General features: G+C 69.0%; 26 protein-coding genes. 9 read left to right on the top strand and 17 right to left on the bottom strand.

The window, feature by feature from the left end:
• Positions 1–9: 9 nt before the first annotated feature.
• Genes ACTJJ4_RS00685 through ACTJJ4_RS00660 form a run of 6 tightly spaced genes read right to left on the bottom strand, consistent with a single transcriptional unit; the run spans position 10 to position 4,602 of the window.
• The gene (locus ACTJJ4_RS00685; RefSeq protein ID WP_440941602.1) at positions 10–561 is read right to left on the bottom strand and encodes a hypothetical protein; all 552 of its coding nucleotides are present in this window, start codon (positions 559–561) and stop codon (positions 10–12) included.
• On the bottom strand, positions 558–1,847 hold the full coding sequence (locus ACTJJ4_RS00680; RefSeq protein ID WP_440941601.1) for a DUF58 domain-containing protein: 1,290 nt from the start codon (positions 1,845–1,847) through the stop codon (positions 558–560). Before ACTJJ4_RS00680 ends, ACTJJ4_RS00685 begins: the two co-directional genes overlap by 4 nt.
• Before the next feature lie 3 nt (positions 1,848–1,850).
• Entirely contained in the window at positions 1,851–2,816 is a 966-nt protein-coding gene (locus ACTJJ4_RS00675) for an AAA family ATPase (protein ID WP_440941600.1), read from the bottom strand.
• Complete coding sequence (locus ACTJJ4_RS00670) at positions 2,813–3,343, bottom strand: hypothetical protein (RefSeq protein ID WP_440941599.1); 531 nt, start codon at positions 3,341–3,343, stop codon at positions 2,813–2,815. The genes ACTJJ4_RS00675 and ACTJJ4_RS00670 overlap by 4 nt, the downstream gene beginning before the upstream one ends.
• Entirely contained in the window at positions 3,340–4,113 is a 774-nt protein-coding gene (locus ACTJJ4_RS00665) for a DUF4129 domain-containing protein (protein WP_440941598.1), read from the bottom strand. The genes ACTJJ4_RS00670 and ACTJJ4_RS00665 overlap by 4 nt, the downstream gene beginning before the upstream one ends.
• A 51-nt stretch (positions 4,114–4,164) precedes the next feature.
• Positions 4,165–4,602 carry a MarR family winged helix-turn-helix transcriptional regulator gene (locus tag ACTJJ4_RS00660; RefSeq protein ID WP_440941597.1) on the bottom strand — a complete coding sequence of 146 codons (438 nt, stop codon included), beginning with the start codon at positions 4,600–4,602 and terminating at the stop codon, positions 4,165–4,167.
• Between the two features lie 44 nt (positions 4,603–4,646).
• On the opposite strand from ACTJJ4_RS00660, the gene ACTJJ4_RS00655 reads away from it, so the two are divergent.
• Positions 4,647–4,889, top strand: a complete 243-nt coding sequence (locus ACTJJ4_RS00655; RefSeq protein ID WP_285630185.1) for a hypothetical protein — start codon at positions 4,647–4,649, stop codon at positions 4,887–4,889.
• Between the two features lie 40 nt (positions 4,890–4,929).
• On the opposite strand, the gene uvrB is transcribed toward ACTJJ4_RS00655, so the two are convergent.
• The gene (gene uvrB / locus ACTJJ4_RS00650) at positions 4,930–6,999 is read right to left on the bottom strand and encodes an excinuclease ABC subunit UvrB (RefSeq protein ID WP_440941596.1); all 2,070 of its coding nucleotides are present in this window, start codon (positions 6,997–6,999) and stop codon (positions 4,930–4,932) included.
• Between the two features lie 81 nt (positions 7,000–7,080).
• Here uvrB and ACTJJ4_RS00645 point away from each other — a divergent pair, with 81 nt between their 5' ends.
• Positions 7,081–7,677, top strand: coding sequence for a DUF4126 domain-containing protein (locus tag ACTJJ4_RS00645; protein WP_440941595.1), 597 nt, complete (start codon positions 7,081–7,083; stop codon positions 7,675–7,677).
• Positions 7,678–7,687: 10 nt separating this feature from the next.
• On the opposite strand, the gene ACTJJ4_RS00640 is transcribed toward ACTJJ4_RS00645, so the two are convergent.
• The 4 genes from ACTJJ4_RS00640 to rpsA all read right to left on the bottom strand — a co-directional run bounded on the left by ACTJJ4_RS00640 (position 7,688) and on the right by rpsA (position 11,782).
• Entirely contained in the window at positions 7,688–8,230 is a 543-nt protein-coding gene (locus tag ACTJJ4_RS00640) for a hypothetical protein (RefSeq protein ID WP_440941594.1), read from the bottom strand.
• A 187-nt stretch (positions 8,231–8,417) separates the two neighbouring features.
• Positions 8,418–9,650 (bottom strand): MFS transporter, encoded by a 1,233-nt coding sequence (locus ACTJJ4_RS00635; protein WP_440941593.1) that lies wholly within the window; start codon positions 9,648–9,650, stop codon positions 8,418–8,420.
• The gene (gene coaE / locus ACTJJ4_RS00630) at positions 9,626–10,225 is read right to left on the bottom strand and encodes a dephospho-CoA kinase (protein WP_440941592.1); all 600 of its coding nucleotides are present in this window, start codon (positions 10,223–10,225) and stop codon (positions 9,626–9,628) included. The genes ACTJJ4_RS00635 and coaE overlap by 25 nt, the downstream gene beginning before the upstream one ends.
• Before the next feature lie 99 nt (positions 10,226–10,324).
• The gene (gene rpsA, locus ACTJJ4_RS00625; RefSeq protein WP_285630173.1) at positions 10,325–11,782 is read right to left on the bottom strand and encodes a 30S ribosomal protein S1; all 1,458 of its coding nucleotides are present in this window, start codon (positions 11,780–11,782) and stop codon (positions 10,325–10,327) included.
• A 194-nt stretch (positions 11,783–11,976) separates the two neighbouring features.
• Here rpsA and ACTJJ4_RS00620 point away from each other — a divergent pair, with 194 nt between their 5' ends.
• Positions 11,977–12,894 (top strand): 5'-3' exonuclease, encoded by a 918-nt coding sequence (locus ACTJJ4_RS00620; protein ID WP_440941591.1) that lies wholly within the window; start codon positions 11,977–11,979, stop codon positions 12,892–12,894.
• 28 nt (positions 12,895–12,922) lie between these two features.
• On the opposite strand, the gene ACTJJ4_RS00615 is transcribed toward ACTJJ4_RS00620, so the two are convergent.
• Positions 12,923–13,909, bottom strand: coding sequence for a PHP domain-containing protein (locus tag ACTJJ4_RS00615; protein ID WP_440941590.1), 987 nt, complete (start codon positions 13,907–13,909; stop codon positions 12,923–12,925).
• Between the two features lie 14 nt (positions 13,910–13,923).
• On the bottom strand, positions 13,924–14,988 hold the full coding sequence (gene trpD / locus ACTJJ4_RS00610; protein ID WP_292703649.1) for an anthranilate phosphoribosyltransferase: 1,065 nt from the start codon (positions 14,986–14,988) through the stop codon (positions 13,924–13,926).
• Between the two features lie 147 nt (positions 14,989–15,135).
• Between trpD and ctaE the strand changes: the two genes are divergently transcribed.
• From ctaE to ACTJJ4_RS00580, 6 genes are read left to right on the top strand one after another with little or no spacing between them, the layout of a single operon-like run.
• Positions 15,136–15,834 (top strand): aa3-type cytochrome oxidase subunit III, encoded by a 699-nt coding sequence (gene ctaE, locus ACTJJ4_RS00605; protein ID WP_292703652.1) that lies wholly within the window; start codon positions 15,136–15,138, stop codon positions 15,832–15,834.
• Positions 15,835–15,853: 19 nt separating this feature from the next.
• Positions 15,854–16,687 carry a cytochrome bc1 complex diheme cytochrome c subunit gene (qcrC, locus tag ACTJJ4_RS00600; protein ID WP_440941589.1) on the top strand — a complete coding sequence of 278 codons (834 nt, stop codon included), beginning with the start codon at positions 15,854–15,856 and terminating at the stop codon, positions 16,685–16,687.
• Positions 16,688–16,723: 36 nt separating this feature from the next.
• Positions 16,724–17,800 (top strand): cytochrome bc1 complex Rieske iron-sulfur subunit, encoded by a 1,077-nt coding sequence (qcrA, locus tag ACTJJ4_RS00595; RefSeq protein WP_440941588.1) that lies wholly within the window; start codon positions 16,724–16,726, stop codon positions 17,798–17,800.
• Positions 17,797–19,617, top strand: coding sequence for a cytochrome bc1 complex cytochrome b subunit (gene qcrB, locus ACTJJ4_RS00590; RefSeq protein WP_440941587.1), 1,821 nt, complete (start codon positions 17,797–17,799; stop codon positions 19,615–19,617). The genes qcrA and qcrB overlap by 4 nt, the downstream gene beginning before the upstream one ends.
• Positions 19,618–19,635: 18 nt before the next feature.
• Complete coding sequence (locus ACTJJ4_RS00585) at positions 19,636–20,211, top strand: GNAT family N-acetyltransferase (RefSeq protein WP_440942793.1); 576 nt, start codon at positions 19,636–19,638, stop codon at positions 20,209–20,211.
• Between the two features lie 36 nt (positions 20,212–20,247).
• Positions 20,248–20,664, top strand: coding sequence for a rhodanese-like domain-containing protein (locus ACTJJ4_RS00580; protein ID WP_440941586.1), 417 nt, complete (start codon positions 20,248–20,250; stop codon positions 20,662–20,664).
• Between the two features lie 70 nt (positions 20,665–20,734).
• On the opposite strand, the gene ACTJJ4_RS00575 is transcribed toward ACTJJ4_RS00580, so the two are convergent.
• From ACTJJ4_RS00575 to erpA, 4 genes are all read right to left on the bottom strand, one after another.
• Positions 20,735–21,157 (bottom strand): cytochrome c oxidase subunit 4, encoded by a 423-nt coding sequence (locus ACTJJ4_RS00575; protein WP_292703671.1) that lies wholly within the window; start codon positions 21,155–21,157, stop codon positions 20,735–20,737.
• 3 nt (positions 21,158–21,160) lie between these two features.
• Complete coding sequence (ctaD, locus tag ACTJJ4_RS00570; protein ID WP_440941585.1) at positions 21,161–22,885, bottom strand: aa3-type cytochrome oxidase subunit I; 1,725 nt, start codon at positions 22,883–22,885, stop codon at positions 21,161–21,163.
• A gap of 3 nt (positions 22,886–22,888) precedes the next feature.
• On the bottom strand, positions 22,889–23,791 hold the full coding sequence (ctaC, locus tag ACTJJ4_RS00565; protein ID WP_440941584.1) for an aa3-type cytochrome oxidase subunit II: 903 nt from the start codon (positions 23,789–23,791) through the stop codon (positions 22,889–22,891).
• A 90-nt stretch (positions 23,792–23,881) separates the two neighbouring features.
• A complete protein-coding gene (gene erpA, locus ACTJJ4_RS00560; protein WP_285630150.1) occupies positions 23,882–24,244 on the bottom strand; it encodes an iron-sulfur cluster insertion protein ErpA in 363 nt (120 codons plus the stop codon).
• Positions 24,245–24,251: the final 7 nt, after the last annotated feature.

The following is a 24,251-nucleotide window of genomic DNA, read 5'->3' as shown; positions in this document are numbered from 1 at the left end:
CCGTCAAGTCTAGGAGGGGCCACCGACACTGGGCTCCGAGGACGCCGCATAGCCGTGCGCGCGCTGTGCGCGCAGCATCCGCAGCGCCCCGAGCACGAACCCCAGCACGGCCAGCGCCCCGAGCACGACGGCGGCCGGCAGCACCCGCCCCTGCGGGAGCAGGAACGCCAGCGCCCCGGCTGCCTGTCCGGCCGCCTGCATGATCGCGAAGCGGACCGCCGTGGGCCGCAGGGCGGACACCGCCACACGCGCGCCCAGCGGTACGGCCATCGCCAGCGACCCCAGCACGTGCAGCAGGTGCACGGCCGCGATCACGACCGCCGTGCGCCCTGGCGCGGCATCCGACGCGACCAGCACGATCACGAGGATCACCGCGGAGACCCAGGGCCCGCCGAGCACGCGCGCCGCCCCGCTGAGCAGGCAGAGCACCCCCATCACGATGATCCAGCCCGCCGCCGCGTGGACCATCGACCCCGCGACGACCGCCACCGCGGTGGACGCGATCGGCAGAGACCACCCCGGCACGGACACGCCGAGGGCGAGTTCGTCATCGCGTCTCATCGGGGCCTCCCTGCTGCGCGGACGCGACCGCTCCTCGTCAGTGCGGTCAGCTGCGGCCCGGGCTCGTCGGCCCACCGCATGGTCTCGACCCCCGCCTCACGCAGCTGATGCATCATGTCCTCGCGCTCGGCGAGCAGCACGCGCAGCGCCAGCGTCCGCTCGGTGCTGAGGCGGTGCTCGTCCAGCTCGGGCAGGATGTCGACGGCCACGACCCGGTGCCCCGCCGCGCGCCAGCGCGTGGCGATCTCGGCGGCGGCGCCGTCGAAGAACGTGGAGAGCACGTAGATGATCGATCCGTGCGCTACCGGGGGCATCCTGCGGAACCTCGCGTCGTCACCACCGCGGCCGGTCGAGGAGATCTCCGCGACGATGCGCGCGAGGTGCCGGCGCCCGCCGCCGGAGCGGACGGACCGCCCGCCGTGGGCGAGCGTGTGGAACGCGACCCGATCGCCCTGCTCGACGGTCGCCGCGGCGATCGAGCGCGCCGCGCTGCGCGCATGGTCCAGCGACGTGACCCCGCTGCGCGCCAGGTCGAGCGTCCCCCACGTCGCCACCACCTCGCCGAGGTCGTCGGCCGTGTCCATGACGATCACAGCGGATGCGTCGCTGAGCGTGTTCGTGCGCCGGATCAGCAGTTCGCCCGGTCGGCGCGCCGCACGGGCCGTCGCCTTCCAGTCCACGCGTCGGAGCTCATCGCCGGGCGCGAACGGATGGATGTCGCGGAAGTCTCCGCCCTGACCGGGACGCACTCCCTCATGCGAGCCGTGCAGACCGGTCAGGCGCGGTGCCAGCGGCAGCAGCGGCAGCCGCCGCAGCATCGGCTGGACCGTCCGCACCAGCGAGATCGGCGTGCGCGGAACCCCCAGCAGAGCGGTGTCCGCGTCGAGGGCGCGCGCGGCTACCTGAACCGTCGTCAGCGGGCCCGAGTGCCTCGGCCGGCTGGTGGCCCGCACCCGGGTGCGGCCGGGGACGAACAGCCTTCGGCGGGTGCGGCCGGCCTGTGCGACCGCCAGCTCCACCATCTCGGCATCCGAGTTCACCACGATGTCGTCGGCGAGCACTCCCTCCTCCGCACCCGGCGCGCGCTCGATCCGGAGATCGACGCCACCGCGACCGGTCACCGTGAGCGCGATGGCCGCCCAGAGGGCGAGCGGGACTCCGATCGCGATCACGTCGGGCCGGGAGAACACGACGCCCGCGATCAGCGCGCCGGCCGCGGCGAAGACGGCGAGGAAGAGCGGCGGGCCGGCGCGCCGCGCTCCCCCGGATGCTGGTGCGTCGCCCATGACTCAGCCGCGGACGGCGGCGATGCTCGGCGGGACGGCGACGGACGAGACCAGTCCGCGGACGATCTCTGCCGGGTCGACGCCCTGCGCCCACGCCTGCGGAGTGAGGGTGAGACGGTGCGCGAGCACCGGCACCGCGATGCGCTTGATGTCGTCGGGGCGCACGTAGTCGCGTCCGTCCAGCGCCGCCAGCGCACGCCCGAGCAGGACGAGCGACTGCGATCCGCGCGGGGATGCGCCGACCGCGACGTGCTGTGCCTGCCGTGTCGCTGCCGCCAGCGCGACGCAGTACGCCGCGACGTCGGGGTCCACATGGATCCGCTCGACGGCCTGCTGCAGCTGCGACAGCTGGCCGGGAGCCAGGACGGGCTCCACGTGCGTCGCCTCCTGCTGCCGCCGCAGCCGTCCGAGCAGGATCTCGGTCTCGCCCTGCTGGTCGAGGTATCCCACGGAGAGACGCACCATGAAGCGGTCCAGCTGCGCCTCGGGCAGGGAGTACGTTCCCTCGTACTCGATCGGGTTGGCCGTGGCGATGACGTGGAAGGGCGGCTCGAGAGGGAAGCTGTTGCCCTCGACGGTCACCTGCCTCTCGGCCATCGCCTCGAGCATGGCGGACTGCGTCTTCGGGGTGGTGCGGTTGATCTCGTCCGCCAGCAACAGCCCGGTGAAGATGGGCCCCCGCCGGAAGACGAACTCGCCGCTGTCGGGGGCGTACACGTACGATCCGGTCACATCGCCGGGGAGCATGTCCGGCGTGCACTGCAGACGCCGGAACGACAGGCCGAGCGCGGATGCCAGGCTGCGCGCCGCCAGGGTCTTGCCGAGGCCGGGCACGTCCTCGAACAGCACGTGCCCTCCGGCGAGGATCGTGGCCAGAGCGACCTCGAGCGGGTCGTCCATGCCGACGACCGCCGTGGCCACGGCCGCGCGGATGCGCTGGCCGAGTTCGGCGATGTCCGCGAAGTTCATGATGTGCTCTCCCTCTGCGATGGTCTTTCCGGGTCCTGCGCTGCGTCCCGCCGGGCCGCGTCGTCACGGCGATCGGTGCCCAGCCGCTCCGCGGCCGCCAGCGCGGCATGGACATCGACCACCCTCGTGCGGCGTCCGTTCAGCCGCGCCCACAGCCCCTCGCTCAGCATCCGGTCGACGGCGGATGCCTGTCGCGGGTCGTCCACGTCCACACCGTGCTGCTGCAGCCGGCGACGCAGCGTGGCGCGGAGCCGGCGGGTGACGGCCTCATTGGCCGTGTCGGTGTGCATGTTGATGGCCCAGGCGAGACGCGAGACGTCGGAGCCGATGTAGTCGGGCGGATCGGGAAGGCGCGGTGCGTCCACGCGCGGATCGTCCGGCAGTCTCAGTCCGATCAGCAGCACGACCGCTGCGACGAGAACCGACCAGCCCCAGACGAACTCGACCTGCACGCGCAGCACGGCGAGCCCGATGCCGGCGAGGAAACCGACGCCGGCCGCCATCAGCAGCGCATGCAGCCACCTCATCGCCAGCCCTCCTCGATGAGCGCCAGCGCGCGGGAGGCGAGGGCGCGTTCCTGTTCGCTCCCCTGATGTCCGCCGAAGCGCACGCCCTCGTAGACGGCGAGGAGCTGCTGCGCCGGCTGCTCGATACCCGGCCTGCGCAGCAGGATCCGCAGAGTGAACTCCGCGGGCGTCTCACTGACGCCGCGACCGACCCCGGAGTCCGCTGCCGTCTCCTCCAGCCCCACCCAGGCGGCGATGATGGCATCGCTCGGGGCAGGATGCGCCTCGATCGCGTCCCGCGCGGCGGCGATGCCGCGGCGCACGGTGGGCGCGTCGGGCTCGGACTCCGCTGGCGCGTCGACGACCTCGACCTCGACATCCGTGGCCGCACCCGGCTGCGTGCGCAGCCGGCGGCTGCGCCAGAGGTCGATGACGCGGCGGACGATCCAGAGCAGCAGGAGGACGACCAGCGCAGAGACGATCAGTGCGAGGACGATGCCGATGCCGACCAGGGCGGCATCCGATCCGCCGGCCTCCTGGGCGGGCGGCACGCCCGGCGTGGTCGTCGGTGTCGGCCTCTCCTCGGGAAGGGGCGACGCGGTGGCCCCTTCCGGCGTGAGATCGATCGTGGGATGCCCGGCGATGGCCGAGGCGAGCATAGCGACGGCGAAGAGCGCGAGCGCGGAGAAGATCAGCAGCATCCGCCGCCCGGACTGGACCCGCCTCGCACCGGGTGCGCGCTCGACGGTATCCGTCCGCTCCCGCGCGTCGTGCTGCACCGCCCCCGTCACACCTTCACCCTATGCGAGCCGGCAGGTGCGGCCGACGGCGACGTGAGGAGCTCAGCCGCGCAGCGACCTGTTGAACGGACCCAGGGCCTCGCGGAGGGCGCTCACCGCCTCCAGATCGAGTCCTACGCGCTGCATCACCTGCCGCGGCACGTCGAGCGCCTGCGCGCGCAGGGCGCGGCCGGCGTCCGTCAGGCTGATGTCGAGCCGCCGCTCGTCCTGCTCGCTGCGCACCCGTTCGATCAGCCCTTCCTTCTCGAGTCGCTTCACGAGCGGGGACGCGCTCGCCGGCTCGAGCGCGAGCGCGTCTGCGATGTCGCCGAGGGAGCGCGGAGACCGCTCCCAGAGCGCGAGCATCACGAGGTACTGCGGATGCGTGAGGCCGAGCGGCTCGAGAATCGGCCGGTACACGGCTAGGACGTTCCGGGCAGCCGTGACCATCGCGAAGCACAGCTGGTTCTCGAGGCGCAGGAGGTCGTCGTCATCGGTCACGTCTCGATGTTACTCGTGCACGAATAGTTAGTACACTAATCATCATGACCGAGGAACGAGACCGCCCTCCGCTTCGCACCCGCATCCGCGAAGCCGGCGGCTTCTACGCGTGGTTCAACTCCCGGCTGATCCGTCTGGCGGGTCCTGCAGCCGTCGGACCCTATGAGAGCACGCCGCCGCCGAGCGCCGCACAGCGCGCGGAACGCGCCTGCCCGCTGTGCGGGAAGCCGATGAACCTGCACGAGATCGACCGCTCGGGGCCCAAGCCGCTCATGCACTGCCCCTGAGGCGCGCAGCACCATCAAGGTCAGGGCAGCGCCATCGAGGTCAGGCGTGTCCGGCCTTCTCCATGGCCCGCAGCTCCTTCTTCAGGTCCTGCACCTCGTCGCGCAGGCGTGCGGCGAGCTCGAACTTCAGCTCGGCGGCCGCGGCGAGCATCTGCTCCGACAGGTCGGTGATCGTGTCCTCGAGCTGCGTCGCGCCCTCGGCGGCGATCCCCGTGCGGCGCAGGTTCGGTGTGGGCGACTTGCCCTTGCCGGACTTGTTCCGCCCCGCACGCATGTCGGCCGTGTCGGCGGCCTCGCGCGCCAGCACCTCGGTGATGTCGGCGATCCTCTTGCGCAGCGGCTGCGGGTCGATGCCGTTGGCCTTGTTGTAGGCGATCTGCTTCTCGCGGCGCCGCTCGGTCTCCTCGATCGCCTTGGCCATGGAGTCGGTCATGTTGTCGGCGTACATGTGCACCTGGCCGGACACGTTTCGAGCCGCGCGACCGATGGTCTGGATCAGCGAGGTGCCCGAGCGCAGGAAGCCCTCCTTGTCGGCATCCAGGATCGCCACCAGCGACACCTCGGGCAGGTCGAGACCCTCGCGCAGCAGGTTGATGCCGACCAGCACGTCGTACACGCCGGCGCGCAGCTCGGTGAGCAGCTCGACGCGACGCAGCGTGTCCACGTCGGAGTGCAGGTACCGGACGCGCACTCCGTGCTCGCCGAGGAAGTCCGTCAGCTCCTCGGCCATCTTCTTGGTGAGCGTGGTCACCAGCACGCGCTCATCCCGCTGGACCCGGACGCGGATCTCCTCGAGCAGGTCGTCGATCTGCCCCTTCGAGGGCTTGACGATGATCTCCGGGTCGATCAGACCGGTCGGGCGGATGATCTGCTCCACGACGCCGTCGGCGACGCCCATCTCGTACTTGCCCGGCGTCGCGGAGAGGTACACGGTCTGGCCGATGCGGTTCTTGAACTCGTCCCAGCGCAGCGGCCGGTTGTCCATGGCGCTGGGCAGCCGGAAGCCGTGCTCGACCAGCGTGCGCTTCCGGGACGCGTCGCCCTCGTACATCGCGCCGATCTGCGGCACCGTCACGTGCGACTCGTCGATCACCAGCAGGAAGTCGTCGGGGAAGAAGTCGAGCAGCGTGTGCGGCGGCTCGCCCGCCTCACGCCCGTCGAGATGACGGGAGTAGTTCTCGATGCCGGAGCAGAAGCCCAGCTGCTGCAGCATCTCGAGGTCGAACGTCGTGCGCATGCGCAGCCGCTGCGCCTCGAGCAGCTTGCCCTGCCGCTCCAGTTCCGCCAGCCGATCAGCGAGCTCGGCTTCGATCGTGCCGATCGCGCGCTGCACGACGTCGGTGCCGGCCACGTAGTGCGATGCCGGGAAGATCGGCACCGCATCGAGCTTCTCGATCACCTCGCCGGTGAGTGGATGCAGTGAGTACAGCGCCTCGATCTCGTCGCCGAAGAGCTCGATCCGGATCGCGCTCTCCTCGTACACCGGGATGATCTCGATCGTGTCGCCGCGCACGCGGAAGTTGCCGCGTGAGAAGTCCACGTCGTTGCGGTTGTACTGCATGGCGATGAACTGGCGGATGAGGGCGTCGCGGTCGTAGCGCTCCCCCACCTGCAGGGCCACCATGGCGCGGAGGTACTCCTCCGGCGCGCCGAGGCCGTAGATGCAGGAGACGGTACTGACGACCACGACGTCGCGCCGGCTGAGCAGTGAGTTGGTGGTGGAGTGCCGGAGACGCTCCACCTCGGCGTTCACCGAGGAGTCCTTCTCGATGAAGGTGTCCGTCTGCGGGACGTACGCCTCGGGCTGGTAGTAGTCGTAGTAGCTGACGAAGTACTCGACCGCGTTGTTCGGCATGAGCTCGCGGAACTCGTTGGCCAGCTGCGCGGCCAGCGTCTTGTTGTGCGCCATCACCAGTGTGGGCCGCTGCACCTGCTCGATGAGCCACGCCGTGGTCGCGGACTTGCCGGTGCCCGTGGCGCCGAGCAGCACGATGTCGGTCTCGCCCGCGTTGATGCGCGCCGCGAGCTCGGCGATGGCCTGCGGCTGGTCACCTGCGGGCATGTACTCGCTGACGACCTCGAAGGGACGGACGCTGCGCGTGGGTTGCATGCTCTCCAGCCTACGAGGGGTCACCGACACTCGGGCCGGTCGCGCTCCTCCCCCGCGCCGGCCGCCACCTAGAGTGGAGCCGTGATCGAGTTCCTGATCGGATCCAGCCTGGCGGCGTCCGCCGGCCTCAACGCCTGGATGCCGCTGTTCCTGCTCGGTCTTGCGGACCGCCTGATCCCCGCCGTGCAGCTGCCGGCCGGATGGTCGTGGCTCAGCGGCGACATCGCGCTGTGGGTGATCGGCGCCCTGCTCGTGCTGGAGATCGTCGCCGACAAGATCCCTGCACTGGACTCCCTCAACGACATCGTGCAGAGCGTGCTGCGACCGGCATCCGGCGGCATCGCCTTCGGAGCGGGGGCGGGCGCGCAGACGGTCGCGGTCGAGGACCCCTCCGCGTTCTTCACGGACAACGCCTGGGTGCCGATCGTGATCGGAGTCGGCATCGCCCTCGCCGTGCACGTGGTCAAGGCCGTCGGACGCGTGGCCGCGAACTCGGTGACCGGTGGCCTCGCCGCACCCGCCCTCAGCACAGCGGAGGACGGGGCTTCGTTCCTGCTGGCGGTGGCCGCGATCGTGGTGCCCGTCCTCGCGCTCGTCCTGCTGATCGGCCTGATCATCACGGCCGTGGTGATGACGAAGCGGCGACGCGCTCGCAAGCGCGCCGCCGCTGTCGGCTGAGTCGGATGCGTCAGACGGCGCGCGGGCCGAGCACCGCCTGACCGCTCGCGTTGACCAGCGCTTCGAAGCGCTTGGTGTTCGCGTCGTTCACCGCCCACGCCTGCACGGAGATCGTGTCCACGCCCGCTTCGACGGGAGAGTTGAAGTTGACGTCGGCTCCGGCGATACCGGAGTTGCAGTACACCAGGGCGGAGAACGTCAGCGTGACCGACTTCTCCGAGGCCGCGACGAGGGTCCAGCTCCCCGCGGCCGCCGCGTTCTTCATCGAGAAGCCCGGATCCCCGCCGACGTAGGAGATGACCATCGTGAACGTGAAGTGCTCCCCCCAGGTGTTGTCGTTGCAGTCCGGACGGAGCGCGGACCCGGCGTACCGATTGGGGAACAGCCCGTCGGAGGACTCGACGAGCTTTCCGATCGAGGGAACCTCGTTCGGGTTGATCGAGGTGCTGGCCACCGCCATCGGCGCCGCGACCGCGGCTGCGATGACGGGAACGGACCAGGCCGCCCCCTTGACGACGGTCCGGCGCGAGATCTGCGACGTGGAGGTCTCCATGTGTGGTCTTCCTGTTCTCGTGATGTGCATGAAGGCACGCACGAGCGCCCGTCGCGTCACGGCGTCAGCACCTGCGTCACGGGCGCTGCTTCGCGCACCCGGAAAGAACTGCAGTTGATACCGCACAGCGGAATCCCCAGTGTGTTGTCACTTCCCCACCACCAGGATACCAGTATGTAAGCAGTGCTTACGAACCGACCGTGCTGGGCCGAGCTCGCAGGACGAGGGCCGCTGCCACGCCCGCCAGCGCGCACATCGTCAGCACCGCGATGATCAGCGCATCCCAACCCGCACCGCCGAAGAGCAGGCCCAGCCCCCATCCGAACACGCTCGAGCCGGCGTAGTACGCGAAGTAATAGAGCGAGGAGGCCTGCGCCCTGGCATCCGGTCCGGCCGCGACCGGGGTCCAGCCCGAGGCCACGGCGTGCGCGCCGAAGAAGCCCGCGGTGAACAGCACCAGCCCGGCGAGCACCGCCGCCGTCCACGGCAGCGCCATGAGCGCCGTGCCGATCGCCATCACCGCGATGGAGCAGAGCAGCACCGGGAGCCTGCCGTTGCGGGATGCCAGCAGCCCGGCCCAGGGCGAGGAGGCGGTGCCGGCCAGATACGCGAGGAACAGCAGCGTCACCAGCCACGTCGGCAGAGCGAACGGCGGTGCCGACAGATGGAAGCCGAGGTAGTTGTACACCGCGACGAACGCGCCCATCAGCAGGAAGCCCTGAGCGTACAGCGCCCACAGCGGCGCCGAGGTCAGCGCCGCCCGCAGGCGCTCCCCCGCCCGTCCGCGGCCGGAATGACCGCGTCCTGGGACGAAGCCCCGTGCGCGCGGCGTCAGCCACACGAACAGGACGGCGGATGCCGCGCACATCCCCACCGCGGCCCACACGCCTCCCCGCCAGTCGAGCGATTCCCCGACCAGCCCGGACACGATGCGCCCGGCGAGTCCGCCGACGGTCGTGCCCGCGATGTAGCTGCCGGCTGCGGTCGCGACATGTCGCGCGTCGACCTCCTCGCTGAGGTAGGCCAGCGCCACCGCGGGCACGGCGCCGAGCGCGATCCCCTCGACCAGGCGCAGGCCGAGCAGCACGGCGACATCGCCGCTGAGCGGCGCGATCAGGCCCACCGCCGTGGCGATGACGACGCCGACGGTCATCGCCGGAACCCGCCCCACGCGATCCGCGACGAGCGACCACGGGATCACCGCCACCGCGATCCCCAGCGTGCCGGCCGACACCGTCACCGCGGCGGTCGCCGGCGTGATCCCGAGCGCGCTCGAGAGCTGCGGGAGCACGGCCTGCGGCGCGTACAGCTGCGCGAACGTCGCGACGCCCGCGAAGAACAGTCCGGCGATCAGCCGCCGGTACTCGCGCGTCCCCGGGGCGTGGCCCGTGAACGTCACCGCGGCCGGACCCGCTCCCACAGCGCGTCGGTCTGCGTGCGGGTGCGCTCCAGCGAGACCGAGGTGTCGATCACGACATCGGCGATGGCCCGTCGGTCGGCGTCCGAGACCTGGGACGCCAGTCGCGCCCGCGCCTCGTCCTCGGTCAGGCCCCGCAGCTCGACGAGTCTGCGTGCACGCAGGTCGCCCGGAGCGTCCGCCACCACGATCAGGTCCCAGGGGTCGTCCGCACGGGCCTCGACCAGGAGCGGCACGTCGTAGACGACCACCGCGTCGGGGTCCGCCGCGAAGGCGGCTGCGAACCGCCGCGCGGACTCGTCTCGGACGGCGGGATGCACGATGGCGTTGAGCCGGTCGAGCTGCGCACGGTCGCCGAAGACCCTCGCGCCCAGCGCGGCACGATCCAGAGACCCGTCCGCGGCGATCACGTCATCGCCGAATGCCGCCGCCAGCTCGTCCAGCACCGGCGATCCCGGTGCCTGAACATCGCGGACGATGCGATCCGCGTCCACGACGACGGCGCCGTGCTCGGCGAGCCGGGCTGCGATGGTCGACTTCCCCGATGCGATGCCGCCGGTGAGCGCGATGAGAGGCATCCTCTTATCCTGTCATGCCCTCGGACCCCCGCCGCAGACGCGGAACGGGCCGCCACCCGCCCGAAGGCGAGGTGACGGCCCGTTCCGTTGAAGGGACTATCAGGCGTTGCCACCCGAGAGCTTCTCGCGCAGAGCCGCGAGAGCCTCGTCGTCGGCGAGGGTGCCGGCACCGGCGGAGTCGCTCGAGAACGACTGAGCCGCACCGAAGTCGTCGCCTGCGGCGGCCTCGGCCTCGGCGGCCTTGAGGACCTGAGCCTTGTGCGCCTCCCAGCGAGCCTGGGCAGCCGCGTACTCCTGCTCCCAAGCCTCGCGCTGGGCGTCGAAGCCGTCCTTCCAGGCACCGGTCTCGGCGTCGAAGCCCTCCGGGTACTTGTACTCGCCGTTCTCGTCGTACTCGGCGAGCATGCCGTACAGCGCCGGGTCGAACTCGGTGCCGTGCGGGTCGACGGACTCGTTGGCCTGCTTCAGCGACAGCGAGATGCGGCGACGCTCGAGGTCGATGTCGATGACCTTGACGAAGACCTCTTCGCCCACCGACACGACCTGCTCGGCCAGCTCGACGTGCTTGCTGGAGAGCTCGGAGATGTGCACGAGGCCCTCGATGCCGTCCGCGACGCGCACGAAGGCGCCGAACGGGACGAGCTTGGTGACCTTGCCCGGTGCGATCTGGCCGATCGCGTGGGTGCGGGCGAAGACCTGCCACGGGTCCTCCTGCGTCGCCTTCAGCGACAGGGAGACGCGCTCGCGGTCCAGGTCCACCTCGAGGATCTCGACGGTGACCTCCTGGCCCACCTCGACGACCTCGGAGGCGTGCTCGATGTGCTTCCAGGACAGCTCGGAGACGTGCACGAGGCCGTCCACGCCGCCCAGGTCGACGAACGCACCGAAGTTGACGATCGAGGACACGACACCCTTGCGGACCTGACCCTTGTGCAGGTTGTTCAGGAACGTGGTGCGCGACTCCGACTGCGTCTGCTCCAGCAGCGCGCGACGGCTCAGGACCACGTTGTTGCGGTTCTTGTCGAGCTCGAGGATCTTCGCCTCGAGCTCCTGGCCGAGGTACGGGGTGAGGTCGCGGACGCGACGCAGCTCGATCAGCGACGCCGGCAGGAAGCCGCGCAGTCCGATGTCGACGATGAGGCCGCCCTTGACGACCTCGATGACGGTGCCGGTGACGACGCCGTCGTTCTCCTTGATCTTCTCGACATCGCCCCAGGCGCGCTCGTACTGCGCGCGCTTCTTGGAGAGGATCAGACGGCCTTCCTTGTCCTCCTTCTGGAGAACGAGGGCCTCGACCTTGTCGCCGACGGCGACGACCTCGTTGGGGTCGACGTCGTGCTTGATGGAGAGCTCACGCGAGGGGATGACACCCTCGGTCTTGTAGCCGACGTCGAGCAGAACCTCATCGCGGTCGATCTTGACGATCGTGCCCTCGATGATGTCGCCGTCGTTGAAGAACTTCAGGGTCTTCTCGACCGCGGCCAGGAAGTCCTCGGCAGATCCGATGTCGTTGATCGCGACCTGCTTGGTGGCCGGGGCGGTCGTTGCGCTAGTCATGTAGTGGGTTGTCCTTGTGAATGGAGAGTCAGGCCTCGGGCACCGGCGACGTGCCAGTATGGTGCCGAAGCGAATGGATGTGGGATTGCGGTGTCACGAGGGCACGCGGATGCTCGCCACGAGTGACACTCCAGGTTATCAGATGCGGGCCCCGTCCCGCTCCCCCTGTCGGAGCCGGCCTCTAGGCTGGTCCCGTGACCGATCGCCTCATGCTGCTCGACACCGCCAGCCTCTACTTCCGCGCCTTCTACGGGGTGCCCGACAAGGTGAAGGCGCCCGACGGCACATCGGTGAACGCCGTGCGCGGCCTGCTCGACATCGTCGCCAAGCTGGTGACGCTCTACGAGCCCGCCCAGGTGATCGCGTGCTGGGACGACGACTGGCGGCCGCAATGGCGCGTCGACCTCATCCCGAGCTACAAGGCGCACCGCGTGGTCGAGGAGGTGCCGGCCGGTCCCGACGTCGAGGAGGTGCCCGATCCCCTGCTGCAGCAGGTCCCGCTGATCCGCGAGACGCTCGCGGCGATCGGCATCCCGATCATCGGTGCGGCCGAGCACGAGGCCGACGACGTGATCGGCACGCTCGCGACCCGGTCGGCCATCCCGGTGGACATCGTCACCGGCGACCGCGACCTGTTCCAGCTCGTCGACGACGCCCGTGACGTGCGAGTGATCTACACGGCCAGGGGGATGAGCAATCTCGAGATCGTGACGGATGCCGTCGTCGTGGCCAAGTACGGGGTGCTCCCCTCGCAGTACGCGGACTTCGCCACCATGCGCGGCGACGCCTCCGACGGGCTGCCGGGCGTGAAGGGCGTGGGCGAGAAGTCCGCCGCCACGCTGCTGCAGGCGCACGGCGATCTGCGGGGCATTCGCGAGGCCGCCGAGGGCGGCCTGCTCAGCGCGGCCGCGTCGGCGCGCTTCGCCGCTGCATCCGACTATCTCGACGTCGCACCGACCGTCGTGGAGGTCGTGCGCGATCTCGACGTGGTCGCACCGGGCGCACCGCTGCGTGCGCTGGATCCTTCGGAGGCGGATGCCGCGGCCGCCCTGGCCGAGAAGTGGAACCTCGGGACGTCGATGACCCGGGCTCTGGCGGCGCTGGCGCGCTGACTCGCCGGCCGGCGCCGGCGAGTCGGCGTCATCCGGTCCAGGCGCGCAGCCGCTCCAGTCCCCAGGTCGTGACGATGCGCTCGGCGGGAACGCCCGCCGACTCCGCCCGCGCGGCGCCGTGGTCGAGCAGCGAGAGCTGACCGGGTGCGTGCGCATCCGAGTCGATCGAGAACAGGCATCCCTCCTGCAGCGCGATCGCGATCAGCTCGTCCGGCGGGTCCTGCCGTTCCGGACGGGAGTTGATCTCCACCGCCACGCCGTTCTCCGCGCACGCCGCGAACACGGCCCGCGCGTCGAAGTCGGATGCCGGCCTGGTGCCGCGCTCGCCCTGCACCAGGCGCCCCGTGCAGTGACCGAGCACGTTCACTCGCGGATCGGACACCGCGGCGATCATCCGCCGCGTCATGGGAGCAGCCTCCATCCTCAGCTTGGAGTGCACGGAGGCGACCACGACGTCCAGCTGGTCCAGCAGCTCCGGCGACTGATCCAGGCCGCCGTCCTCGAGGATGTCCACCTCGATGCCCGCGAGCACCGTCAGCCCCGCACCCGACTGAGCGCGCACCAGCGGGATCTGCTCGCGCAGCCGCTCGGCGGACAGGCCCCTGGCCACGCGCAGACGCGGCGAGTGGTCGGTGATCGCGAGGTACTCGTGACCGAGCGCCCGCGCGGCGGCGACCATGGTCTCGATGGGCGTGGTGCCGTCCGACCAGTCGGTGTGACTGTGCAGGTCCCCTCGCAGCCGGGAGCGCAGCGCGGAGACCTGCTCGGGCTCGACCTCGCCGCGGAGCTCGGACAGGTAGTCGGGCACGCGTCCCTCCTGCGCCTGCCGGATCACCTCGAAGGTGGAATCGCCGATGCCCTTCTGCGCCCGCAGCCGCGCGGGATCGTGCACGACGTCCTCGGGCAGGGACTCCAGCACCGCCGCGGCCTGCCTGAACGCCTTGGCGCGGTAGCGCGAGGCGCGCTCGCGCTCCAGCAGCGTGGCGATCTGGAGAAGAGCGTCGACGGCGTCCATGCTGCTGCGCCCGGTCAGGCGGGCGCGGTCTCCCGGGTGGCCTGGATCCAGGTCTCCAGCTTGGCTGCCGCGCGGCCGTCGTCGACGGCCTCGGCGGCGCGGGCGTAGGCGTCCCGCAGCCGCTCGACGATCGGCTGCTGCGTGAGCGCTGCGTCGTGGGAGAGCTCGTAGGCGACGATGCCCGCGGCCGCGTTGAGCAGCACGATGTCGCGCACGGCGCCCTTCTCGCCCTCGAGCGTGCGCCGCAGGATCCGGGCGTTGTGCTCGGGAGCGCCGCCGACCAGGTCGGACAGGTCGGCCAGCGGGATGCCGAGATCGCGCGGGTCCAGGTCGTGCTCGTGGATGTCCCCGCGCGCCACCTCCCAGATCCTGCTGTGGCCGGTGGTGGTGAGCTCGTCCAGTCCGTCATCGCCGCGGAACACGAGTGCTGTGGCACCGCGGGTGCGGAACACGCCCGTGATCAGGGGGACGAGGTTGAGCTTGGCGACACCAACCGCGTTGGCCTCGGCGCGGGCGGGGTTGCACAGCGGCCCGAGCACGTTGAAGACGGTCGGCACGGCCAGTTCGGCGCGCACCGCGCCGGCGTGCTTGAAGCCGGGGTGGAACGCCGCGGCCCACGCGAAGGTGATGCCGGTGCGGTCGAGCACGGAGGCGACCTGCTCCGGGTCGAGCGAGATGTTCAGCCCGAGCGCGGCGAGCACATCCGAGGACCCGGATGACGAGCTGGCGGCGCGGTTGCCGTGCTTGACGACCGGGACGCCGGTCGCGCCGATGATCACGGCGGCGGTCGTCGACACGTTCACGGTGCCGACCCTGTCGCCGCCCGTGCCGACGATGTCCAGCACGTCGGAGGAGACCGGGAGCGGAACGGCCGCCTCGAGGATCGCGTCGCGGAATCCCACGACCTCGTCGACCGTCTCCCCCTTGGCGCGGAGCGCCACCAGGAATCCGGCGAGCTGCGCCTGACTGACCTTGCCCTGCATGACCTGACGCATCGCCCAGGTGGACTCCCAGACGCTCAGATCGCGCCTCTCGAGCAGCGTGGTGAGCAGATCGGGCCAGGTCAGGGAGTCAGGCATGTCTGCGATCATAATCGGGCACGAAGAGATGCCGATTCGAGATGACGCGTCGCGACTTCCGCCGCGACCTGCGGGAATCATCGGCGACCAGGCACATTCGCAGGCTCTTCGAAGGTCGCCCAGAGGCTCCGAACAGGGAAACGGGCGATGGCGGTGCAAGAATCGTCGGGCCGAATCAGCCATAATGGGATCGTGACCACCTCAGCGACGCATGCCCCGGCGGCAAGAACCATCAAGCGGCCCAACCCGGTCGCTGTCGGCACCATCGTTTGGCTCGGCAGCGAGGTGATGTTCTTCGCGGGACTCTTCGCGATCTACTTCACCCTGCGCAGCACCTCGCCCGAGCTCTGGGCTCATCGCACCGAGGAGCTCAACGTCCCGTACGCGCTCGTGAACACGATCATCCTGGTGATCTCGTCGTTCACCTGCCAGATGGGCGTGTTCGCCGCGGAGGACCTGCAGCCCTACCACGTCGCCAAGGGCAAGGTGAACGCCGCCGGCCGCCGCCGCCTCTTCGGCTGGGGCATGGTCGAGTGGTTCTGGCTCACCTTCATCCTCGGCGCGATCTTCGTGAGCGGCCAGGTCTGGGAGTACGCCACCCTCGTCGCCGAGGGCATGCCGATCCAGGCCGACTCGTACGCCTCCGCGTTCTACCTCACGACCGGTTTCCACGCCCTGCACGTCACCGGCGGTCTCATCGCCTTCGTGCTCGTGATCGGCCGCGCGTACGCGGTGAAGAACTTCCGCCACAAGGAGGCGACCTCCTCGATCGTCGTGTCGTACTACTGGCACTTCGTCGACGTCGTCTGGGTGGTCCTGTTCTTCGTCATCTATTTCCTGAAGTAAGAGCGGAGCGATTTTCGAAATGGCACGAGAGAAGAAGCACCGCTCGCGCGGTCGTCGCAGCCCCTTCGCAGCCGCCGCGCTCATCGGCGCCGGTCTGCTGCTCACGGGCGGCGTGTACGCCGGCGCATCCGCCGCGATGGCATCGCCCACGGATGCCCAGACCAGCGTCACCACGGAGCTGACCGCGGCCGACGGACAGAAGCTCTTCACGGCGAACTGCGCGACCTGCCACGGCATGGACCTGCAGGGAACCAAGGAGGGCCCCAGCCTGGTCGGCGTGGGCGAGCTCGCCGTCGAGTTCCAGATGTCCACCGGCCGGATGCCGCTGCAGATGCAGGGACCGCAGGCTCCGCAGAAGCACCCGCAGTTCACCGAGGCGCAGATCCGCGCGGTGGCCGCGTACGTGCAGTCCGTCGCCCCCGGCCCCACCTACCCGGACAGCTGGGTCACCGAGGGCAAGCCCAACCCCGACGACTCCTCCGACGAGGTCAGCCTCGCCAAGGGCGCCGAGCTCTTCCGCGTCAACTGCGCGATGTGCCACAACGTCGCCGCAGCCGGTGGCGCCCTCACCGAGGGCAAGTACGCCCCGGCACTGACCTCGACCAGCGCGCTGCACATGTACGCCGCCATGGTCACGGGCCCGCAGAACATGCCGGTGTTCGGTGACATGAACCTGAGCACCCAGGACAAGCGCGACATCATCGCCGCGCTCGTCTTCCAGCAGAACGAGGTCCAGGTCGGCGGCTTCACGCTCGGCTCGCTCGGCCCCGTCTCCGAGGGCCTGTTCATCTGGATCTTCGGCATCGGCGCACTCGTCGCCCTCACCGTGTGGATCACGGCGAAGTCCAACTGACGCACTTTCATCGACGAATCACGTACGAGGAGCACCATGGCACACGACGACGACACGCAGGCTCTGGACAGGGCCTACCAGCCCTCACCGGGGCTGGGCGTCGCAGTCAGCGACCCCGCAGTGAACCCGGGGCTGCCGCCGCACCGTCAGCGCATGACGGACAAGGACCCGAAGATCGAGCGCACCGCGGCTCGCACCGTCTACACGCTGTTCTACCTGTCCCTGGCGGGCAGCATCTGGGCGGTCGCCGCGTACATGCTGTTCCCGATCGAGTCCGGCGCGCTCATCGACGTGCGCTACAACAACATGTTCATCGGTCTCGGCATCGCCCTGGCGCTGCTGAGCATCGGCATCGGCGCGATCCACTGGTCGAAGTCGCTGATGAGCGACAAGGAGTTCGTCGAGCACCGTCACCCCACCCGCGGTCGTGACTCGACTCGCGAGGCGGCCGTGCAGGCGTTCGCCGACGCCAACGAGGAGTCCGGCTTCGGACGTCGCGTGATGATCCGCAACTCCCTGATCGCCGCTGTGGTCGCCTCGATCGTCCCCGGTGTCACGCTGTTCCGCGGCCTCGCGCCGTTCAACACCGAAGAGGACCCGATCGCCGGAGACCCGGTGGCGCTGCTGAAGCACACCATGTGGAAGAAGGGCACCCGGCTGGTCCACGACCCCGCCGGCACCCCGATCCGCGCTGCGGACATCACCATCGGCTCGGCCGTGCACGTCATCCCCGAGGGGCTCAACGAGCTGGGTCACGAGGGCGGCCTGCTCGAGGAGAAGGCGAAAGCCATCGTCCTCCTCATGCGTCTTCGCCCCGAGCAGCTCATCGAATCCGAGGAGCGCAAGTCCTGGTCGTACGACGGCATCGTCGCGTACTCCAAGGTCTGCACGCACGTCGGATGCCCTGTGGCACTGTACGAGCAGCAGACGCACCACCTGCTGTGCCCCTGCCACCAGTCGCAGTTCGACGTCACCGACCACGCCAAGGTCATCTTCGGCCCGGCGTCGCGTCCGCTGCCTCAGCTGCCGATCGCCGTCGACGATGAGGGCTACCTCATCGCGCAGAGCGATTTCCACGAACCTGTCGGCCCGAGCTTCTGGGAGCGTCATTGAGCACCGCAACTCTTCACGAGGACACCAAGCCCGCCGAGTCGCGGGACAAGCCCCTTGGCGGTCGCTTCCTCGCCGGCACAGCCAACTACCTCGATGAGCGCACCAGCCTGTCGGGCTTCGTCAAGGAGCTCGGTCGCAAGATCTTCCCCGACCACTGGTCGTTCATGCTCGGCGAGATCGCGCTGTGGAGCTTCGTCGTCGTCTTCCTCTCGGGGACGTTCCTGACGTTCTTCTTCCAGGCGTCGATGGTGCCCACGCACTACACGGGCGCCTACGAGCCGATGCGCGGCATCGAGATGTCGGCGGCCCTCGAGTCGACCCTGCACATCTCGTTCGACCTGCGCGGCGGCCTGCTGGTCCGCCAGATCCACCACTGGGCCGCTCTGGTCTTCGTGGCGGGCATCGGCATCCACATGCTGCGCGTGTTCTTCACGGGCGCGTTCCGCAAGCCGCGCGAGCTCAACTGGGTGATCGGCTTCGTGCTGTTCGTCCTGGCCATGGCCGAGGGCTTCACCGGCTACTCGCTCCCCGACGACCTGCTCTCGGGCAATGGTCTGCGCATCATCGACGGCATGATCAAGGGCATCCCGCTGATCGGCACCTGGACCTCGTTCCTGATCTTCGGCGGCGAGTTCCCCGGCAGTGACATCGTCGGCCGCCTGTACACGCTGCACATCCTGCTGCTGCCGCTGCTGGTCATCGCCTTCGTGGCGCTGCACCTGATGCTGATGGTCATCAACAAGCACACCCAGTTCGCCGGCCCGGGCCGCTCGAACGACAACGTCGTGGGCTACCCGATGATGCCGGTGTACATGTCGAAGATGGGCGGCTTCCTGTTCATCGTCTTCGGCACGATCGTGCTGATCGCGACGTTCTTCCAGATCAACCCGATCTGGAACTACGGCCCGTACGACCCGTCGCCGGTCTCCGCCGGCACCCAGCCCGACTGGTACATCGGCTTCGCCGACGGTGCTCTGCGTCTGGCTCCCCCGCACCTGGACGTGCCGCTGGGCGACTTCACGCTCTCGCTGGGCATCCTGATCCCGGTCGCTGTGCTGGGTCTGTTCATCGTGGTCGTCGCCATCTACCCCTTCATCGAGATGTGGGTCACCGGCGACAAGCGCGAGCACCACATCGCCGACCGCCCGCGCAACGCCGCCACCCGCACCGCGATCGGCGTCGCAGGCATGATCTTCTACTCGGTCCTGTGGGCCGCGGCCTCGTCCGACCTGATGGCGACGCACTTCATGCTGACCATGGAGGGCGTGATCCACACGCTCCAGGCGCTGCTGATCGTCGGCCCGGTGCTCGGGTACTTCATCACCAAGCGCATCTGCATCGCGCTGCAGAAGAAGGACCGCGAGATCGTCCTGCACGGGTACGAGTCGGGCCGTATCGTCCGTCTTCCCGGCGGTGAGTTCATCGAGGTGCACCAGCCGGTGGACGTGTACGACCGCTGGAAGCTCGTGGACTACGAGACCTACCAGCCGCTCGTCGTGCGCCCCAACGCCAAGGGTCGCATCCCGTGGCACGAGAACCTGCGTTCCTCCCTGTCGCGCTGGTTCTACGAGGACCGCCTGCAGCCGCTCACCCAGGCTCAGATCGAGGAGGCCGACGCGCACCAGCAGCACGCTCTCGCGCACGACGCCGAGATCGAGGCCGAGGAGATCGCCGGTGCGCACACCCGTGCGGGTGTGACCGACGAGAGCCAGATCGAGGCCCCGGACAAGACGATCGGCGAGACGCCGAACACGCCGAGCTCCGTGATCGCCAAGGATCCTGCGCCGCGCAAGAAGAAGTCGGAGGACGGCGAGTAACACCGCGACTCCCCCGAACTGAGGCCCCCGTCCCATGGACGGGGGCCTCAGTCGTGTCGGCGCCTCGATACGCTGGAGGACATGTCCGTTCGCATCCGTCCCGCCGTCGATGAGGATGCCGCCGGCATCGAGGAGATCGAGGAGGCCGCCGATCAGCTGCTCGTCAGCCTCTTCCGGGCGACGGACTGGCCGGCCCCGGATGCCGCGGCCGAACGTCTCGCGCTGCCCGGCTTCCTGCTCATCGCCGAGCACGAGGGCACCCCGGCGGGCTTCGTGCACGTCCTGGACCTCGCCGGGCATGCCCACCTGGAGCAGGTGTCGGTCCTCCCCCGGTACGCGCGACGCGGCATCGGACGCATCCTGGTGCGCGCGGCCATGGATGAGGCGGCACGGCGCGGACACGACGACATGACGCTCCGCACTTACGCCGATGTGCCCTGGAACGCCCCGTTCTACGCCTCCTGCGGCTTCATCGAGACCGAGCCCGACAGTGAGGCCCTGCGCAGTTTCGTGGCTGTGGAGGAGCGCCTGGGCCTGCTCGAGTACGGCCGCCGCGTGCAGATGACGGCGTCCCTCACGGACTCCGTCATCTGAGATCGCCGCGGCAGGCGGCCGCGTAGTCTGAGCCTCATGGACCGCACCGCCTATTTCGAAGCCAAGCTCGCCCACGAGACCGACGCGAGCGACCTGTACGCCGCGCTGAAGGCCGGAGAGCAGGTGACGGTGGTCGACGTGCGCTCCGACGAGGCATGGGCGCAGGGACGCGTCTCCGGCGCCGTGCACATGCACTACCGGGAGATCGCGGAGCGCGCACCCAAGGAGATCCCCGCCGGGTCGGAGGTCGTCGTGTACTGCTGGAGCCCCGGATGCAACGCCGGGGCCAAGGGCGCACTCGAGTTCGCGAAGCTCGGCTACGCGGTGCGCGAGATGATCGGCGGGTTCGAGTACTGGGTGCGGGAGGGCTACCCCGTCGAGGACCACGACGGTGTGCACCGCCGTCCCGTCGACCCGCTCACCGGCGTTCCCCGCGTCCGCACGCGGGCCTGAGCACACACGAGCAGAAACGCTGAGGGGCCTCCCGGAAAGTCCGGGAGGCCCCTCAGCGTGTGATGGAGGATCAGCGGGCGAAGTGACCGCGGTAGTACTCGTACACCCAGCCGACGATGGCCACGACGAAGATGGCGAGGCCGATCGGGAGGAGGAACTGACCGACCGCCAGGCCGACGATGAAGACCCCGGCGGAGCCTGCGAGCACCAGCGGCCACCAGGACCACGGGCTGAACTCGCCCAGCTCGGGGTCACCGTCATCGATGTCCGCCGTGAGCACGTCCTCGGGCAGCTCGCCGCCCTGGGCCTTGTACGTCTTGCGAAGGTACACAGCGATCATGGCGCTCATGAAAGCCGTGAACAGCAGCGCGACAGTCCCGACCCACTCCACCTTGCCGTGGTACTCGTCGAGCAGGCTCCAGCCCGTGTAGACGCCCGCGACGATCAGGAAGAAGACTCCGATGATCCACCACAGGATGATGTTGCTGCGCATGGGTTACTTCGCCTCTCCGGCTGCGGCGGCGACCGGGTGCTCGGCTGCCTCGGGGTGGTTCAGGTCGAAGGCGGGCCGCTCGCTGCGGATGCGCGGGATCGACGTGAAGTTGTGGCGCGGCGGCGGGCAGGACGTCGCCCACTCGAGCGATGCGCCGTAGCCCCACGGGTCGTCCACGGTGACCTTCGGCGCCTTGCGCGCGGTGATCCAGACGTTCAGGAAGAACGGCAGCATCGAGGCGCCCAGGATGATCGCACCGATGGTGGAGACCTGGTTGCCCCACTCCCAGCCGTCGTACGTGGAGTAGTCCGCGTAACGGCGCGGCATGCCGTCGACGCCCAGCCAGTGCTGCACGAGGAAGGTCATGTGGAAGCCGATGAACAGCATCCAGAAGTGGATGTAGCCGAGGCGCTCGTTCAGCATCCGGCCCGTCCACTTCGGCCACCAGAAGTAGAACCCGGCGAACATGGCGAACACGACGGTGCCGAACACCACGTAGTGGAAGTGCGCGACGACGAAGTACGAGTCGCTGAGGTGGAAGTCCAGCGGCGGCGATGCCAGGATCACGCCAGTGAGTCCACCGAAGACGAAGGACACGAGGAAGCCCAGCGAGAACACCATCGGAGTCTCGAAGGTGATCGACCCTCGCCACATCGTGCCGATCCAGTTGAAGATCTTCACGCCCGTCGGCACCGCGATGAGCATCGTCATCAGCGAGAAGAACGGCAGGAGCACGCCGCCGGTGACGTACATGTGGTGCGCCCACACGGCCACGGACAGGGCCGCGATCGAGATCGTCGCGTAGACCAGGGTCTTGTATCCGAAGATCGGCTTGCGGCTGAACACCGGGAAGATCTCCGAGACGATGCCGAAGAACGGCAGCGCGATGATGTACACCTCGGGGTGGCCGAAGAACCAGAACAGGTGCTGCCAGAGCAGGACGCCGCCGTTGGCGGGGTCGTACACGTGAGAGCCGAGCACGCGGTCGGCACCGGCGGCCAGGATCGCGGCGGCCAGCACGGGGAAGGCCATCAGGATCAGCAGGCTCGTGATCAGGGTGTTCCACGAGAAGATCGGCATGCGCCACATCGTCATGCCCGGAGCGCGCATCGTGATGACGGTCGTGATGAAGTTCACCGCACCGAGGATCGTGCCGAAACCGGACATTCCGAGGCCGAGCATCCACAGGTTGCCGCCCGCGCCGGGCGAGAACGTGGCGCTCGCGAGCGGCTGGTAGGCGAACCAGCCGAAGGCGGCCGCACCCTGCGGGGTGAGGAAGCCGGCGACCGCGATCGTCGAGCCGAACAGGAAGAGCCAGAACGCGAAGGCGTTCAGACGCGGGAACGCCACGTCGGGAGCACCGAGCTGCAGCGGCAGGACCGCGTTGGCGAATCCGGCGAACAGCGGCGTCGCGAACATCAGCAGCATGATCGTGCCGTGCATCGTGAACAGCTGGTTGTACTGCTCCTTGGTCGGCACGATCTGCATGCCGGGCGCGAACAGCTCGGCGCGGATGATCAGCGCCATCACGCCGCCGAGGAGGAAGAACAGCACCGAGGAGATCAGGTACATGTACCCGATGGTCTTGTGGTCGGTGGAGGTGATCCACTTGACGACGATGTTGCCCTTCTGCTCCACGCGCGTGGAGGACAGCAGCGCGGCCTGGCGCGGCGGGATCGTCGTGGGGCGCACGCCCTGCAGCATGTTGGGTTCAGCTGTCGTGGTCATGACTTACTTCCCTTCCTCTTCGCCGGTGCTCGGAGCACCGGTGCCCGGAAGATTGCCGAGGCGGTCGTAGGCGTCGGTGATGTCGCCCGTGTTGCCCTCATCGCGAAGGGTCTGCAGATAGGCGTCGTAGTCGGCCTGCGACACGACCTTGACGTTGAACAGCATCATCGAGTGGTACTCGCCGCAGAGTTCGGCGCACTTGCCGTCGTACTCGCCGATGCGCGTCGGGATGAACGACCAGCTGTTGTCCTTCCCGATGAACATGTCCTTCTTGTAGAGGAAATCGATGATCCAGAAGGAGTGGATGACGTCGCGCGACTGGAGGTCGATCGTCACCTTCTTGTCGACGGGCAGGACCAGCGTCGGCAGCTTGGAGCGATCGATGTCGCCGTTCGCGTCGGCGTCGGCCTGGACGCCCATGGTCCAGACGGCGTCGGAGTTGTCCTTCTCCTCACCGTCGTACTGGAAGTCCCATGCCCACTGCTTGGCGATCGCGGTGATCTCCACATCGGGCTTGGCCCAGGGCCGCTCGATCTCGGCCTGGTCCTTCGCGGTGAAGAAGAACATGCCCAGGATCAGGATCAGCGGGATCACCGTGTAGAGGATCTCGATCGGCATGTTGTAGCGCAGCTGGACCGGCAGTCCGGTCTGGCCGGCGCGGCGGCGGTACATGACCAGCGCCCAGGCCATCAGGCCCCACGTGACGATGCCGACGATCAGCAGGATGACCCATGAGGTCACCCAGAGCCCGCCGACCCGGTCGGTCTGGTTGGTGGCTGACGGAGCACCGTCCACGAAGCCGGGAAGGAATCCGTGGGTTTGAGCGGCAGAACATCCTGCCAGGGCCACGGCAACCGCTACTCCCAGAGGGAGTGCGGCCCAACGAAGGCGGCGTTTCGAGGGCACGATGCACCTTTCAGATCTCGGACAGGAGCGCTCTCAAGTCTAGAGCAAGCTCACATGCGATTCACGCCAACCACGCAGGTTGGCGACCGTTCAGTGGAAGCTGTCGCCGCAGGCGCAGGAGCCCGCCGCGTTGGGGTTGTCGATGGTGAACCCCTGCTCCGAGATGGTGTCCTTGAAGTCGATCGAGGCGCCCTCGAGGTACGGGACGCTCATGTTGTCGACGATGACCTCGACGCCGTCGAAGTCGACGGTCTCGTCGCCCTCGAGGAACCGCTCGTCGAAGTAGAGCTGGTAGATCAGGCCGGAGCATCCGCCGGGCTGGACGGCGACGCGCAGACGCAGGTCGTCGCGGCCCTCCTGCTCGAGCAGGCTCTTGACCTTCTGCGCGGCCGCGTCCGTCAGCGAGACGCTGTGGGCGGCGGTGGTCTCTTCGGTCAGCGTGATGTCGCTCATGTCACTC

This window comes from Microbacterium sp. 22195, from assembly GCF_052056515.1.
Lineage (GTDB): Bacteria > Actinomycetota > Actinomycetes > Actinomycetales > Microbacteriaceae > Microbacterium.
The sequence above is the reverse complement of the archived record's forward strand: the minus strand, read 5'-3'. Positions and strand labels throughout refer to the sequence as shown.